Below are 316 nucleotides of genomic sequence, written 5' to 3' on the forward strand. Positions count from 1 at the left end.
AACAATGATGTTCAAGTCAAGAATGGTACCGACGTCAACTCTGTTATGAGAGATATGATGTCTGTACTGCTGGAAGGTGTTCTGGACGAGGAACTGGATGAAGAATTAGGTTATTCAAAGTATGATTATCGGAATAAGGATACCGATAATAGCAGAAACGGACATTCTTCCAAAACCATGCATACCTCTTATGGTGATATGGAGGTGGCAATTCCACGTGACCGAAATGGGGATTTTGAACCCCAGGTTATTAAAAAGTATCAAAATACGGTTACCCAGGACATGGAGGAAAAGATTATATCTATGTATGCCAAAG

Annotated in this window: 1 protein-coding gene; it reads left to right on the forward strand. The window is 39.9% G+C overall.

Annotation, left to right across the window (positions count from 1 at the left end; all coding sequences use genetic code 11):
• Positions 1 to 316 (forward strand): transposase (locus FAY33_RS19160; protein ID WP_185967736.1); only part of this gene is annotated, 316 nt, incomplete at both ends.

Source organism: Clostridium sp. HBUAS56010 (assembly GCF_007115105.1).
Taxonomy (GTDB): domain Bacteria; phylum Bacillota; class Clostridia; order Lachnospirales; family Lachnospiraceae; genus Lacrimispora.